This is a genomic window from Shewanella indica (genome assembly GCF_002836975.1).
Classification (GTDB): Bacteria; Pseudomonadota; Gammaproteobacteria; order Enterobacterales; family Shewanellaceae; genus Shewanella; species Shewanella indica.
The window spans coordinates 15,099-30,695 of record NZ_NIJK01000042.1 but is presented as its reverse complement, the minus strand read 5'-3'; the positions used below and the strand labels follow the sequence as shown (position 1 = coordinate 30,695).

At 51.9% G+C, this 15,597-nt stretch carries 10 protein-coding genes and 1 pseudogene; 4 read left to right on the top strand and 7 right to left on the bottom strand.

Features of this window, described 5'->3' with window-relative positions; genetic code table 11:
* Nucleotides 1–112: 112 nt before the first annotated feature.
* A complete protein-coding gene (locus CX650_RS14440) occupies nucleotides 113–1,672 on the bottom strand; it encodes a POT-type proton-dependent oligopeptide transporter (protein WP_039034112.1) in 1,560 nt (519 codons plus the stop codon).
* A gap of 237 nt (nucleotides 1,673–1,909) precedes the next feature.
* On the opposite strand from CX650_RS14440, the gene CX650_RS14435 reads away from it, so the two are divergent.
* Together CX650_RS14435 and deoD are read left to right on the top strand one after the other, a co-directional pair.
* A complete protein-coding gene (locus tag CX650_RS14435; RefSeq protein ID WP_373297562.1) occupies nucleotides 1,910–3,082 on the top strand; it encodes a winged helix-turn-helix domain-containing protein in 1,173 nt (390 codons plus the stop codon).
* A 158-nt stretch (nucleotides 3,083–3,240) separates the two neighbouring features.
* Nucleotides 3,241–3,423: pseudogene (deoD, locus tag CX650_RS14430) on the top strand (purine-nucleoside phosphorylase); the annotation flags it as partial.
* Nucleotides 3,424–3,614: 191 nt separating this feature from the next.
* Here the strand turns inward: deoD and CX650_RS14425 are convergent.
* The 3 genes from CX650_RS14425 to CX650_RS14410 form a co-directional block, all read right to left on the bottom strand.
* Complete coding sequence (locus CX650_RS14425) at nucleotides 3,615–6,140, bottom strand: hypothetical protein (protein ID WP_101096194.1); 2,526 nt, start codon at nucleotides 6,138–6,140, stop codon at nucleotides 3,615–3,617.
* The gene (locus CX650_RS14420; RefSeq protein ID WP_052248059.1) at nucleotides 6,140–6,745 is read right to left on the bottom strand and encodes a hypothetical protein; all 606 of its coding nucleotides are present in this window, start codon (nucleotides 6,743–6,745) and stop codon (nucleotides 6,140–6,142) included. Before CX650_RS14420 ends, CX650_RS14425 begins: the two co-directional genes overlap by 1 nt.
* A gap of 671 nt (nucleotides 6,746–7,416) precedes the next feature.
* Nucleotides 7,417–7,674 (bottom strand): DUF2999 family protein, encoded by a 258-nt coding sequence (locus tag CX650_RS14410; protein WP_039034164.1) that lies wholly within the window; start codon nucleotides 7,672–7,674, stop codon nucleotides 7,417–7,419.
* A 294-nt stretch (nucleotides 7,675–7,968) separates the two neighbouring features.
* On the opposite strand from CX650_RS14410, the gene CX650_RS14405 reads away from it, so the two are divergent.
* Both CX650_RS14405 and CX650_RS14400 read left to right on the top strand, forming a co-directional pair.
* On the top strand, nucleotides 7,969–10,128 hold the full coding sequence (locus CX650_RS14405) for a hypothetical protein (RefSeq protein ID WP_101096192.1): 2,160 nt from the start codon (nucleotides 7,969–7,971) through the stop codon (nucleotides 10,126–10,128).
* A gap of 10 nt (nucleotides 10,129–10,138) precedes the next feature.
* Nucleotides 10,139–12,067: a toxin-antitoxin system YwqK family antitoxin gene (locus tag CX650_RS14400; RefSeq protein ID WP_101096191.1), complete on the top strand. Its 1,929-nt coding sequence runs from the start codon at nucleotides 10,139–10,141 to the stop codon at nucleotides 12,065–12,067.
* Between the two features lie 656 nt (nucleotides 12,068–12,723).
* On the opposite strand, the gene CX650_RS14390 is transcribed toward CX650_RS14400, so the two are convergent.
* The 3 genes from CX650_RS14390 to CX650_RS14380 all read right to left on the bottom strand — a co-directional run bounded on the left by CX650_RS14390 (nucleotide 12,724) and on the right by CX650_RS14380 (nucleotide 15,588).
* Complete coding sequence (locus tag CX650_RS14390; RefSeq protein ID WP_198552057.1) at nucleotides 12,724–13,224, bottom strand: hypothetical protein; 501 nt, start codon at nucleotides 13,222–13,224, stop codon at nucleotides 12,724–12,726.
* 49 nt (nucleotides 13,225–13,273) lie between these two features.
* Nucleotides 13,274–13,840, bottom strand: coding sequence for an imm11 family protein (locus CX650_RS14385; RefSeq protein WP_101096189.1), 567 nt, complete (start codon nucleotides 13,838–13,840; stop codon nucleotides 13,274–13,276).
* 74 nt (nucleotides 13,841–13,914) lie between these two features.
* Nucleotides 13,915–15,588: a hypothetical protein gene (locus CX650_RS14380; protein WP_101096188.1), complete on the bottom strand. Its 1,674-nt coding sequence runs from the start codon at nucleotides 15,586–15,588 to the stop codon at nucleotides 13,915–13,917.
* Nucleotides 15,589–15,597 lie beyond the last annotated feature (9 nt).

The following is a 15,597-nucleotide window of genomic DNA, read 5'->3' as shown; positions in this document are numbered from 1 at the left end:
AATAACTTGGTTTCCGGCGGTTATTATCATTAATGAAAAGACCCAACTCACGTTGGGTCTTTGGGGTTTTTAAATCAAGGAGATTTTACCGCTCAGGTTGGCGGCAAACGCCTTAAGCCTGTTGCGGTTCCACTGCCCGATAATGATCCTGCATGGTGTAAGAGCGGGCATAGAGCGCAAACACCAAGGCGGCCAGCAGGGCGAAGCCGGCGAAGAAGAACATCTGGAAGGCGGTGACACTCAGGCCGGTTTCGGCAATCTGATTGGTCACGGCATCGCTCTTGACGCTGGCGTTGGCTAATAGCACCCAGAGGTTGCCCACAGTGACCGATAGGGTCCAGAAACTCATGATGCTGCCTTTCATCGACTTGGGTGCCTGGCTGTATGCAAACTCCAATCCGGTGGCAGAAACCAGTACTTCACCGAAAGTCAGCAGTGCATAAGGCAGTACTTGCCAGGTGATGGACATGGGGGTGCCGCCATCCATCATCAACTGAATGCTGCCTATTACTATCCAGGAAAGGCCGGAGAAGGCGATACCCGCACCCATTTTACGCAGGGCATTGAGGCGCACGCCATTGCGCTCCAGCATGGGGTAGAGCACAAAGTTATTGAAGGGGATCAGCAGCATAACCAGCAGTGGGTTGAGAGCTTGCATCATGGCCGGTTCAAACCAATCTGGCTTGACCATGTCGTTGGCCTGTAAAATCCAGGTGGAAGCCTTTTGATCGAACAGCGACCAGAAGGGGGTGACCAGGGCAAACAGGATTAAGATGCGAAATACGGCGCGCACTCCGTCCACTGCCTCGAGCGGGTGTTGATTGCGGGCCCGCTCAAGCTGCATGGAGGCGCCTACGCCGACAAAGCCCATCAAGAGCACCATTGCCAGACATAGCGCTGTTACCACTCCAAGGCTGTTGTATTGGGTGAGGGAAAACAGCGCCAGCAGTATACCTATGGCACTCAGCAGCAAACCTGTATTGGCCTTGCCGGGTACGGGAGTGAAGATGGCGCTCTTGAGCACAGGTAGGAAGCCGTGTGGATCTTTGGGCTCGGGTTGCTGGTGGACATAACGTTTACGGCCGCCCCAGAAGAATACCGTGGCGATAAACATCAATACTCCTGGGATACCGAAGGCCACCGAAGGGCCGAAGAATTTCAGTAGCAGCGGCATCGACAGCGAGGCGAAGAAGGAGCCGAAGTTGATGGTGAAATAGAACATATCGAAGGCTTTTTGCGCCAACGACTTATTGCTCTGATCGAACTGATCGCCCATGAAAGAGGATACCAGCGGCTTGATGCCGCCTGACCCCAGGGCTATCAGAAACAGGCCCGAATAGAAGCCGGTTTTGCTGGTTTCGAAAATCGCCAGGAAGGCATGGCCAATCACGTAGACTATGCTAAGCCACAAAATGGTGTGGTATTTACCGAAGAAACGGTCGGCCAGCCAGCCCCCTAAGAGGGGGAAGAAATACACCCCGATCACAAAGGAGTGGAACACATCTTTGGCTTCGCCCTGACGCAGTTCTTCCGGCACTGACAGCAGCAGAGCCGTCATCAGGAAGGGAGTCAGAATATTGCGCATGCCGTAAAAACTGAAGCGCTCGCAGGCTTCACTGGCAATGATAAAAGGGATCTGCCGCGGCCAGCGTGCAGAGGAAGGTGAGCTCATAATGTACCTTGGTTATTGTCGATTCTAATAAAGGTTGCAGCTATATGCGCATAATCCGGCTTTCCATTCAACTCCGGCCATGAACAAAACCGTTTTTTTTGTGAACTGAAGTGCAAATTTGCTTCGAAAGCCATGAAAAGGGCAAACTGATTACTCGCATTGGCAACGGCATTGAGCTGTCATCATAGCGCCACGCTAAACCAAGGTTATCGGGAGCCGGGCACCATGGATACACCCTTGTATGGACCATTGACTATCGATGAATGGCTCAGGCTCAATCTGCAGCGCCAGGGCTTGTTGCAACCGGCGAACTCGGCGGCGGCCGTGATCCGTCAGCTGGGCTATGTGCAGATAGATTCCATCAATGTGGTCGAGCGGGCCCATCACCATGTGCTGCACAATCGGTTGCCCGGTTATCACCCCGAGCAGTTGCAACAGGCTATGGCCGATAAAGAGGTGTTCGAGTACTGGGCTCACGCTGCGGCCTATCTGCCCATGAGTGACTACAGGTACAGCCTGCAGCGCAAACGGCAACTGAGTCAGGGGGATAAACACTGGTTTGAACCGGACGAGCCCTTGATGCGGGAAGTGCTTGCCAGAGTGCGCGCCGAGGGGCCGCTCAAGGCTAGTGATTTTGAACACTCAAGTGATCAACGTGGCAGTTGGTGGGACTGGAAACCGACCAAGAAAGCGCTGGAACAGTTGTTTATGCGCGGCGAGTTAATGGTGCTGCGGCGTGAGCGGTTTCAAAAGGTTTATGATTTGGCCGAGCGAGTGCTCCCGCCGGGCATAGATACCAGGGTGCCCGACGATGATGAGTTTGGCCGGTATCTGGTGAACCGCTTTCTCAATGCCAACGGTTTTGGCTCAGAGGCCCAGTTTGCCTATCTGCGAAAAGGCATGCGGCCGGTTATCAAGCGGGTGTTGGACCAAGGGCTGGAGGCCGGTGAACTGCAGCGGTTCAAGGTCGATGGTCAGCAGTATTTCTGCCCGGCAGAGCTGAGCGCGGTGCCCAAGATCCCGGAGCGGGTCTGGCTGCTCAATCCCTTCGATAATCTGGTTATTCAACGTAACCGCTTAAAGCAATGGTTTGGCTTTGACTATCAACTGGAAGTGTACCTGCCGCAGGAAAAGCGGGTCTACGGCTATTTCAGCCTGGCAATCCTCTGGCGCCAGCAGTTTATCGGCCGGGTCGATGTCAAGGCCGACCGGCTGCGCCAATGCCTGTTGTTGCAAAACCTGGTGTTGGAGCCCGAGTATGCCAACCGGCCTTTGGATGATATGTTGCTGGCCGAGCTTACCAGGGCCATTGGCGACTATGCCTGTTTTAATGCCTGTGAACGCTGGAAGCTGGTGCGCAGCAATCACAAGGGGCTGAAGCAGCGCTGGCGCCGTTTGCAAAGTTTATAGTGCCGACTCGGCTCTGAGCCTACCTTAAAATAGCCGTGTAGTTGGCTGAGAGGAGTGTGGCATTTTGGTCAACAAATCCCCGCAAGCGGACTTTTGTTCTCAAGGCTTTTTTGGCGTCGCCGGTAGACTCGGGCCAGTTTTTATCCGAGGAACAGCTTATGGCAGCACATGCCAACGGCGCCAAAGGCGATTTTGCCAAGACAGTTATCATGCCCGGCGATTCTTGGTGGGCCAACTACATTGCCGAGCACTTTCTCGATGATGCCCGCGAGGTGATCTCGGTGCGCAATATGCTGGGTTATACCGGCAGTTGGCAGGGGAAGCCGGTTTCTGTAATGGGCCAATCAAAGCAAAGAATACGCTTTATAGTCAGCAGTGACAGAGTCAGCGCGCGCTTATGGTACGTTTCGGGACGGCGCGAAATGACATATTGTGAATGGCCTTTGTCGGTTTTTTGCAAGCACACAATAGGTTTCAGTAAAAAACGGGAGCCTTGTGGCTCCCGTTGGCAGTGACTCACTTCAACTTTGCATCAATCGTTCAGGTGGGCACAGCGACCAAACTCGGCTCCGCCTTTAACGGCAGCAACCACCTGTTTAGGGAAGCTGAGCTGAACATCCTGGCCATCACGGCAGACAAAGGCATTGTTCAGATCGACATCGATAGACAAGACTGCTCCTGCGATACCACCCATCATTTCAGAGCCGTTGGCACTGATGGCAAATGGGTTATCTATGGTCAGTGCCTTGGCTTCGGTAACGCCCTGCTTGGCGAAGAACTCCTTGGTGCTCATCCAGCCCAAACCTTCCAGGTAGATACCACCACTGAAACCGGTAAACAGGTTGCCGGAGCGAGCAGTAATCATCGACAGATCGTCGCTGGCATCAAGCAGCAGCATACGCGGTACGCCAAATTCGGCGCTGATGCTGTCGTGATCCCAACCTTCGGCACACAGATTACCCAGGAAGAAGTGATTGAAAGGTACCTGCTCACACCAGCGCAGACTGCCTATGTTCTCCTGTTGGCCCGAGTCCGTATGCCACAGGGTGACTCCGGTGCGGGTACCAAAGCCAACTGTGTTACCGTCGTTGGAGATCACTGAGGAGTCCTGGGCGCCAAATTCAGCCGAGGTGTCGTGGAAGCGGCCATCGACCCAGGCAACCTGACTGGTGCCATCATAAGTACCGGTAATGGTACTGCCGTTGCCGGCTATCCTGTCGGCACGTAGCCATTGAACCTTGTCGGCAAATTGGTAAGGCAGTTGCTGCATACCGGCTTTCTTGGTCCAGATAAAGGGTACTATCTCGTCTTTGAATGCACTCTGGCAGGCGCCGTTACCGTCAGTATCCATATAGGCGGTGCCGACAACTGTGTCGCCGCTATCGTCCATATCCCAGACATAGCTGGAGTTGGTGCCTGACTGGCCCGAACCACCACAGCTGTTACCGTTGAGATCTCCAAGTGAGGTCAACTTGTCGCTGCGCAGATCCCAGATGGCGGCATTGCTGATGCCGTTGCCGCTGAAGTCTGCCATGACGCCAGCCTTGGTGGCGTTTTTGTTCATGGTGGCGTGTCCGGCAACCACGGCATTCCCGGCCGGGTGCAGCTCGAACAGGGCTTTCTTGGTGCTGTCATAGAGGAAAGGCGTAGTGCCGGTTATCCCCATCGCACGTTTGCCGTTCTTGGCATGATCCAGCACAAAGGCGCTTACCAACGGGGTATATTGGATGCCATCGCTATAGCCGTTGAAATAGATATCTGCCTGCTTGGTTACTCCGGCTTCGGCAATGATAGGAGTGAAATCACAGGCGCTATCGCTGGCCGGATTGCTGCTTTCATTGCTGTTCCAATACTCGGCCTCTGACAAGAGGGAGGTTTGCCGGGTAGGATAACCACCGGCTTTGATGGTCTCCATATAGAGCACATAGCGGCCGCCGGGAGTCAATCCATTGATGGTGAACTTTCCATCCGGGCCTACCAGTCCTTGAGTCAGGTTGCCGGACTGCTGAGTGACCACATCGTACAGAGGGTTATCCAGGTTGCGGGCCACCATGTTCATGCCCGAATAGTCCACTCCTTCCTTGGTGTACAAGGTGCCGGAAATCGAGCCGTAGCCTGAACGATATTCCGCTGTTGGATAGAGGTCGGACAGATTGACTATATCGTCGCGCACATTAACAGTTGATTGCTCGGCACCCTGAACTCCTAACACATTGATGAAGGGGAACATGGTTTCAATAGTGTCCGGCGCTATCTGGCTGGCGCTGGTGTATTGATTGGTGATGGCGCAACCCGGTACTCCGTCATATTGCGGGCTGTATGAGGCTGACATATAGCTGAGATGGCCATTGGCCTGGGAGTGCGACATGTTGAGGGCGTGGCCGAATTCATGGGTAAATACCCCGGCAATCATTTCGCCTTCTGTGTCATCTATACCCACATACCAGCCGTTCATCAAGGCAGTAGCCTCGAGGATTTCACCGGTTTCTTCATCGGCCCACTCGGGGAAGGCTATCCCCAGCACCTGGCTGCGTGGAACACCGAAATACTGCTCCAGGATCTGGCCGTCGGTGTCATAGTTGACCCAGAAACCATAGCCGTTAATGGCGGAATAGATCTGGTCGACATTGGTTTGATTGACGTCCTTGATGCCGGTTTGTTGTTCAATGGTGCCTTGAACCGACATTTCAAAGGTGGAGGTTTCCACCGCAGACCATTCGCCCACGGCCTTGGCGGTAATGGCATTGGCCTGAGCTATGCTGAGGAAGGTGTAATCCCGGTCCAACACAGTACCCGCCGGGATAACAGTGCCGTCCGGCAGTGTAATGTCGAGATTGAACACCAGCCCTTTTTCCAGAACGGTGAAGGTTTGTACGTCAACGCCATCCTTGTTTTTAATCACAGGGCCGCCGTCGGTATAGACGGGAATCGCCCCCTTGGACGTATCCCACTTATAGGGCTGCATTGTAGGTTCGTGAATATACAGCGGGCCACCGGCCAGCGCGGCAGAGGAGACTGAGCCCAAAAGTAAGGCAGTGGCAATTCTTGAAAGCTTCATTATTTGGCCTCCTGTACCAGTTTGCCAACCAGAGACATAAATGCGGCGGCATCCACAGCACCGGCCGTGGTGATAAGGCTCTGCTCTTCAGGGCTGAGCGACTGAGTGTTCATGCCATCAAACAGGCCTATGTTGCCCAGTTGATTGCTGACTTTGCCGTTTTGCACAATGAATTTGCCTTGTTCCAGCCCTACGGTAGAAGTCAGGCCGGCACCGAGATCCGGATTCATAAAGGCCACTACCTGCTCGCCAACCGACCAGCGGGCGAACCCTTCGGGTGATACGCCCAGGTAGACTTTGCCATTACCCATGGAGCGGGGCTTGAGCAAACCAAACTGGCGGAAGGTATATTCGCTGCCTGCTTTATGTTTGTGTTTGGCATCCATACCTACCCGAATGGTTATCTGGGTATAGGGGCGTTTGCGCTCATCAAAGCCATCGGTCACAGACACCACTTGGCCCGAGACTATGCTGGACGCTTGATTGGTCAATTGACTGAGATTTTGTTTGAGATGTTTTTGGGCTATCGCGGCGGGTGTCAGCAGCAAACTGGCTGAGACGAGACATAGCGCCGACAGACGCTTGAACCACTGGGATCTTGTCACTGGAATACCTCCTGTATGATTGGGATAAATTCAGCTTTCGATCATCGACCCATACATCCTTGGTCGAATATTGACCGAGCACCTACTTAAGCACGCCGACTCAGTGGGTGGCACGGCAAATGATGTAGCGTTTTGTAGCGTGTTTGTTAAACGCACACGATTTGTCTCAATCTTGTGCTAGGAAAATATCACGGAGAGATAAGAGATTGGCTTTCAACAGGCCTTTGGTTATTGTTTGTTCAGCGTGAGCTGTTTGCCATGCTGAATATCAGTTAATAACAGGGAGAGAGCTGATGAGCTGTAGCTTTTGTGGCGGGCGTTTGAATAGCGGAATGTTACGTAAGCAGGAGCCGGGAAGCGGCCGAAAGTTTAAGTCGTGTCCCAACTGTTCAACGACTCATGGTGAGGAACATATATTTCATCCCTATCCCACTGATTTTGGTAATACGCCGGCACGAGTGACCGCGGCCAATCCGGACGGGCATCAAAGTTATTGCAGAAATTGCCGGGCGCTTGATACGGGTATTGCTTCAGAGAACTATCAAAATGGTAAGCGTTGCAGCGAACTGAGCTGATGGCCCAGCCAATTTATCAGCCTAATACCTGATGCATGACAGAGCATGAAATTGACCCTCAAAGCCATGTGAGTCAGGCCTTGAGGGCGCACAGGATTAAACAGGTTTGTTCATTTGTGCTTTGGCGGCTTCAACCTTGGAAAAATCCAGTCCCAGTTCTTCCACGGCTTCTTTGATCAGGGCTGGGTTCTGCATCACCTGCATCATCAACCCCTGCAGCTTTTCCGGTGGCAATCCCAACTGACCCAAGATACCCATGGCCATCAGAGGATTTTCGGTCAGGCTCTGGAACAGGCTGCTTATTTGTTCATCGCTGATATTGTGCTCTTTCAGCAGGGCAATAATAGGGTTCATAAGTTCCTCATTGGTTTCAAGCATTCAGATTGAGTTGATTTTAACAGAAGAAACGCCTGGTACCTTCATCGGGACATCGCAAAATTAAGCTGCTTTGGGTTATTTTTAAAGACTCTATTCAAGCCTGGCTGAGAGAAAACCTGCCAAGAGTCATGGGGCTTGGTTTTTTGTTTTTAGTCGTAGTCTTGGGGTTCAGTTCGATACCGCGTATATGGTCGAATAGCAGGAGAATTGTGACTTCTGATTTGGCATAATGTGGCGCTAATTTTTCAGCGTTCTTCTTCAAGGAATGAAATGAAGCAGTATCTTTCCCTCTTCGGCCTGTTATGGCTCTTATCCGCGTGTACCCCCAATTCCCATGTTGAATTTGACCCTAAACAAGGCGATCGAGTCGATTACTGGGTGGAGACAAAAGCCAACATAGATATTGGCGGACGGGTATTTACTCAGTACAGCAACTCTTTGATGCACTATGAGGTGATTGAGACCTCGCCGACACTAAAGCTGGAACTGGTGCCCAAGTTTATGACTATGTCCGGTGGTGGCAATAGTTTCAGTAGTTTTACCGCTGCAAACGATGAGCCCGAGTTGCAACAGATGTTTTCCAGCGGCTTTGAAATCACCCTGGATAAAGACTCCGGCAAATTACTGGCATTTAAGGGCAAGGATGAAGAGAGCTGGCAAAAGATGTTGGCACGCTCGGGCCCTGAGTTAATCGAGCATTTGACTCAGGGGATGGAGACTCCCGGTGTGTTGCAAAAGATCCCCGCCAAAGAGGGCAGTAAGCTGATACTCGAGGGGTTCAATGGTCAGCAAACGGAACTATTGGTCACTAAGGTGACCCCGGAGATAGTGGACGCAGAGTTGACCGCCGAAAGCGGCGATAGTCGCCTGTATGGTCATATGCGCCTGGCGCGTGAGAGTGGTTGGTTGCAGAAAATGGTATTGGTGCTGGAGAGCAAGATTGACGCCATGGGCCAACAAGGCAACAACCATATACAGATAGTGATGTCGCGCAAGGATCTGCTCGATCAGGTGGGCGATCTGAGGCAACAAATCGCCTTCGATGATATGGACAACTGGAACCCCATCATGGCATCGCCCCCCAAGCCAGCCGATGGGCTTGAGCTCAGTGCCGAAAGCTTATTCCAATATGGCAAGGGCACATTTCGTGGCGAGTCAGAACATCTGCAACTGGAATTCTTGCTGACCGAAGTCGATAGAGAAGTTTTGGGGGAAATCCGCTACCGAGATCTGCAGGCGCTGGATGCCGAAGATAAACCCATTGCAATGGAGTGGAGCATACTCAGCCAGTTGGGTCCCTATCGGGAGAGTGGTGCGCTAATCACCAGCACCGCGATTGTGCCCCTGGGATGGGATCAGCGAAACCAGTTTGAAAAAATATCCTCCTTCAGTGCCGTGGCAGACTATACGCCACTCGAGTTGGTATCGGTTTCCAGCCAATGGCAGTCGGGGCAGGAGCAGCAGTTGGCGCTGGCCGGTGGCACACTCACTATTACCCCGGTAGCGCAGCAAGAGGGCGAGTATCTGCTGCATTTCAGTGGCGCCGATGGTTATCTGGTGCCGTTTTTCGATGGGCTTGAAGGCGAGTTCCGCTATCAGACACCGCAAGGTGGCCCCGAGTGGCTCAACAGCATGGATCGCAGTTTGCTGTTTAGCGGCCAACAACTTTTTCGGGTGAAATTGACCAATCCGGCAGCAGAGGTAACCTTCCATGCCATCTTGGATCAGCAACAAGCCGGTTTCAGCCGTGAGGTGCGCTGGGTAAGCCGAGAGGCCTTTGCCGCCGATTACACTCTGCCTCCCATGGGCAAGCATTACCTTTATTACAATGATACCGACGAAGAGGCGGTCGATTTTGATCCGGCCAGCTTTGCGACTCAGGCCGATACGCCACAGGGTGCCAAGCTGATTCTGCCGCAGGACTGGGCCGGTATCTGCCAGCTGCAAATTGAAGGCGATTTTAAACAAGGGCCATCGGCTTTGGTCTGGAAAGCAAAGCCTAACGAGCGCATGACGACTCAAGTCGAGTACCAACTGAGTACCGAGGATGGTATACGCCGTTATTTCTATGGTCTGGAAATACCCAGTCACCTGCATTGTGATGGTCGCCCGGTATGGAACTCTGTCGACTATACCCCGGGTGAACGTGCCTGGTTGGTGCCCCTTGAAGTGTTTGGCGAGCTGGATCTGCAGCAATCTGTGCAGCAATTCCTACAGAGTTACCATCTCTACAGTGCCGATGACGTGCAACTGCCGTTGCTGGACAAGCAGGCGCGCTACCTGAGCTCAGAGGATATCCCGCTGAGCGAAGCCGTCATGGAAGACAAATACCTAAGGGTTGCCGATAGTGTGGAACGTATCGGTAAACTCGAGTACCAGGGCGAGCCCCTGGATATCCGCTGGGTCAACAGTTTCCCGCCACTGCCTTAAGGACAAGAAAATGCGTGTATTGATATTACTTTGTGGCCTGATGAGCTGGATGGCCAGCGCCGAGACAGTGTGGCTGAATGAGGATTGGCAAGTGGTCGACAGTGAGCGCCAGGCCAGTTTTTATGTTAAAGATCCGCAAATCCAGGATCAGCATGGTTGGCAGACCACCATCTATTATGTCGGCTCGGATACCCCCAGATTCAAGGGCAGCTTTGCCAAGCCGGGGATCTTCCAAAATGCCCTGGGTAACTACCAGTTCTTTCACAATAACGGCAAGCTGTCTTCCGATGGCAACTATAACGATAACAGCGAGATGGAAGGCCAGATCCGCTTCTATGATGAAGACGGCGTCTTGACCATGGAGGCCGGTTTTGTTGATGGTGAACAAAGAGGCACTCAGAAAAACTTCTACAGTAACGGTCAGTTAGAGGAGGTTTATCAGCAGTTGGGCGACAAACGTGTTGGTAAAGACAGCCACTATTACCAGGATGGCAGTCTGCAGGCGCAGCACTCGCTGGTTAATGGTCTGCCGGAAGGGGAGCAACTGGAATACTACCCGGGTGGGCAACTGCGTGAGCGCAGCCTGTATCAGGCGGGTAAACTGACAGGGGAGCGCAAACGTTATCACCGCAATGGTGAGCTGTCCTCCATTGACACCTTTGGCCCTAAAGGTCAGCAGGGAAAAGCCTATGAATACTGGGATACAGGTGTCCAAGAGGCCGAGTATGTCTATGTGGATGGCCAGCGGCAGGGGCCGGCCAAACGCTGGCATAAAAATGGCCAGCTTAGTCGGGAAACCAGTTTCCAGCAGAATCGAGAGCACGGGGAAAGCCGCCAGTATGATGCCAAGGGACAGCTGACACGAATCGAACATTATCAGCAGGGCGAAAAGGTGGGCGAGCAGCAAACCTTTTATACCAGTAGCTCGAAGCTGCAGCAGTTACAGCGCTTTGACGAGAAAAGCCGCTTGGTCTTTGAACAAAAGTTTGCCGATGACGGCAGCAAGACCATGGAGTTCAGCGCCCGTTTTGTCAAAGATAAGCAGATCCTCGATAGGCAACACTTCCAAGACGGCAAGCTCAGTTCAAGAATGCAGCAGGATATGACTCGGGTGTGGACACTATATCAGAAGTTTGATGCCAACGGCGTTGTCATTGAACGAGAGGAAAAAATCAAGGGCAAGCGCGAGGGGCTGGCCGTGCAAATGTATCAGGGGCTCTGGGATGATGAGCCCTATATAGAGACCAGTCACTACAAAAAAGGTCAGCTCCATGGCGCTTATGAGAAGAAACTGGTCAGCGGCAAGCTGCTGGAGCAGGGCGAATATGCCCATTACAAAAAGGTGGGGTTCTGGACTTATCAAGATGCCCGTAACCGCCGTACAGAACAGCGTGACAGCCAGGGGCGGTTGCACGGTGAAGTGAGAGAAATCCAGGTACACGATGGCCAATTGTTGCAGCTGGCGCATTACCGGCACGGGCAGCTTGAGGGGGAATACCAAACCTACAGCGAAAAAGGCGAGCTGCAAGCCAAGGGAAATTATAGCCAGGACAAAAGGCATGGCCTGTGGCAGTACCAGGATCCCTATGAAACCCAAGTGTCCCTCTGGCAAGGGGAGTATCATTACGGCAAAAAAGTCGGCACTTGGCTGGCGCACTCTGCTGCGGGTTATGAACTGGGGCGGGAGCAATATGACGCTAAAGGACAGGCGCAGGGCAGTTTTTACTATTTCACCGAAGACGGGTTACTGAACAAGGTCGCCCGTTATCAGGACGGTAAGGAGCATGGCGAAACCGTGTCTTACATCCAGGGTAAAGCTTACTATATCCAAACGTTCGAACACGGTGAGTATCTGGGCAGTCGTGATGTTTACGACGATGAGCTTAAGGTCGAGAGCGGCTGCGATAGCTCTGCCTCATCGCTGTTATTTGGCTGTTGAGGCTTTATTTATGGTTTAGCCGTGTGGGCTTAATGATTGCCGCAATAAGCTGTTTGCGCTGCAGCTTGAGCCCTTCGGCAACCTGTTACGCCGAGGGACTATAGTGGCTCTGGCGCTTAAAGCAGGCCGGTTTGTCTGTCAGGAAAGTGGTCAACTCGGCTTCGCTCTGCGCCTGTGCGAATTAATGGGCAGAGTTGTTGAAATCGGGTGTAAAATAAGGTTTTCAACCCTTACCGCAAGCGTTACAAGGAAAGTATAAGTGGCTGAATCTACTTTTTTATTCCTATGTTCAGTGGTGCTCTCTCTTTGGGTAAGAGCATGTCTGAAACTGCATAAACTGACTCAGACCAATCAGGATAAAAACAGGACATTTTGGGGACAAATAGGCCAACAACTAGGCAACTATGATCTGTATATGGGGATCTTGTTTGGAAAAGCTGAACGTCATTCCCTGTATCATTCAGAGTTGGCAGCGCTAATCACTGAAATCAGAGCGGCTTTCAAACTGGCTATATGGGCAATACTCTTGTTTATTTTGTACTTGATATTCAACTTTGGGTTATAGCAAGGCAAATTACCGCGAAAGAAATTCGCGGGTCGAAAAAAGTCATACCAGGGGGCATCAATAGGCAGTTGTTAATGCATAAACGTGTTTTTTATACATCTCTTACCCAAACTGTTTTTACATGCTTTTTAAGCAAAGCTACCACGCTGTTATGGATAAACAGGTAACCGAAATCCTCTTCAAGCTTAAATATTAGTCGCTCTTCAAGTGGGACACCTTCCAGGCGTGAAAAATCCAGCTTTGCGGTTTCCAAATCCAACCAGTTTAACTTGCCATATTGCTTCTCTTCATTAGTTAGCCGATAAGTCTGGTGTATGTACGGCATACGGAAGTTTTCAAATACTTTTATTTGATCTTTTGATGGTTGGCTTGGTGAGCAATCTACCCTTGCGTCCAGCCACTCGACACCATGTTGGACCCGTTCCGCGATTCTCTCTGCTATATCGTTGACAATAAAAAGCTTGGGGGAGAATGTTATTTCCAGAAGCAGGTCTGGTTCAAGAGTGACTGTGGATTTCGGGGTTGGCTGGAATGCAAATTCAGCCAGAGATTGTCTGGACAGCAGCGCGTAATCATTCATGGTTATATTCATAGCGGCATTCTTAGTGGGATTCATAGCCAGGCGCATCCGTTTTAAAGGCTTATATTCTAGGTGCTTCTTCGGATGTATCAAATGAGAAAGCCACAATGCTGGTGTTTATCTTTCCTTCCTCGTCCAGGCGTATGAGGGCTTCAAGTAGTTCAATAGAGAAGAATGTTTTCGTCATTCCTATCGGCTTGAATACATGTCTTTTACTTTCGGGAAGTTTGTTGATTTTTTCAGCCGATAAGAAAAACCGGCTGGTAGCTTTGGTTATTTTGATGCTGTTTTCGGTATCAACGGCATCCACCAAGTTGTCTACTGCCAGTATATAACGATCGGTTAAAACACCTGTGCCGGCGCAGGTTAACTTGGAGGGATAGACTTCGACCCCGTAAGGGTCAAAGCTCATGATTAATTCGGCTATCTCCTTGGTAACATTAAAAGCGCCCCCTCTGATTAAATCCAACGCTTCAATATCGAGGATGTCAGTGTCCTGCCATACAATCTCATTCAGACAACTTGTTGGGATAAAGTCATTGTCATCATAAAGTGACGAGCGAATATCGACCGCACTAAATAGTGAATCCCCTTCATTCATGTCTTCGTTTATATAGGCTACTTGCATTCTCAATTCTCTATATTTTTCTCTGGGGCAAAAAAGCCACCTCGTGAGGTGGCTTGGGGGAGTATAAACCGGCGTTAGCCCATACGTTTAAGCTTTTCCTTCAACTCTGGGATGGCGCGGGTAAAACCGTCGATATGGTCGGTCAGGCGTGACAGCAGTTTACGCTTACGCTCTTGGTTACGCCGCCCGTAGAGCAGGGTCCAAACCAGCAGCACTGCACTGACCATGATAAACACCACCAGGGTCAGGTTGTGTCTAAAGAAGGAGGTGCTGTAGATGGGATCCAGCAGCGGGAAGTAGAGCATATCGAACAGCGGATACCAGATATAATCCGGACCCCAGAAGTTGAAGACCAAGGCGGCAATCGCCAACAAGATCCAAGTGCCTGCGCCGTTGAGCTTGCCGTATTGCTGGAAAGATGTGTTGTTATAGCGTTTGTTCTTGGTCAGGTTGTAGGCGTACTCACGGTTATAGTCATCAACGCCCATTTTGGCTCTTGAGCTGGCGTAAACCATCCAGTCGCCCACATCCAGATCCCCCAGCAGATCTTCGCCGAAGCGCATCTCCCGCACTTCGCCATCGGCCAGTTGTAGCAAGACTTCGCCATCAACGTTGGAGCTGCGGCTGCGATGGCTGCTGGTTTCAGTGTCTGTGGTGCTGTGGGAGAATCTGTTACCCACATAATGGTCTGTGGTGGTGGTTTTTGTGGTGGTGACCGTGAAGTCATCGACACTGGCGCTGGCACTTCTGTCGAGCACTTTGCCCATGATGCAGGAAACGCTGACTTCACCCTTTTCATCGCTGGCCAAGACATGTTTGTGCAGATAGGGCTCACGGTAACTCAGGCTGTATTGCTGCATCATGGCCTCTTCCTCATCGCGGACACTGAGGCTGTTGGCGGCCGTTGCCGGTGCTTGCTGCTGCGAGCTGCCGCATTGAACACAGTAGCCGTGCTCGCCGTCGATGCGACTCTGGCATTTGAAGCAGAAAATATCCGAGTCTTTTCTCGGCCGCTGGGCGATATGGTAGCCCAGCGCTTCTTGGGTGACAGACAACAGGCGTTTCATCGCCAGTTGCAGCGCCTCGTAGCGGCGCAGTTCCCTGGTGTGCTTCTTCTGGTTGCGTTGACGTTCCAGAATGAAACACACCACAGACAGGACCACGGCCACCCCGATAGCGATTTCTGTGGGTTGCTTGGCACCAAAGTACAGCAACAAGGCGCTGGCAATCCCCAGCAGCAGCCACCAGAAGGCGCTGGATTGGCTACCCGGCTCATAGTCGGGCACTATGGTGGAGCGTTGACCGTCGGCTTCATGACTGATAGCGGCCGGAGCCATATGGTTATGGCTGACCAGGCGTTTGGCGTCTTTACCTTCGATGCGGTAATTCAGGGTGTAATCTGTCGGATAAAACAAGGTCAGCACATCGCCGCGGCGAAGCTGGTCGTAGAACTTGTTCTCGGCATTGACACTGACCCGCTCTATGTTGCCGTCCTTGTCTTCGAGCTCAAGCCACCAGTAGCTGTAGGTGAGGTTATTGCCACTGTCTACCCGGCGCCGCTTGTAGAGGAAACTGGAGTTGACCCGGCCGGTGAACGTCCTGGCGCCGGAATAGTGGGGTTTAAGATCTTTTAGGATCTCAGGGGCGACATCCTCAATGTTCTTCAGTTTGGGCTGCTCAGGCAGGGACTCTCCGCAGTGACCGCAGAAGTTTTCCTTGGCATAAATGGGTTGATTGCAATGGTGCATTCAGTTTCC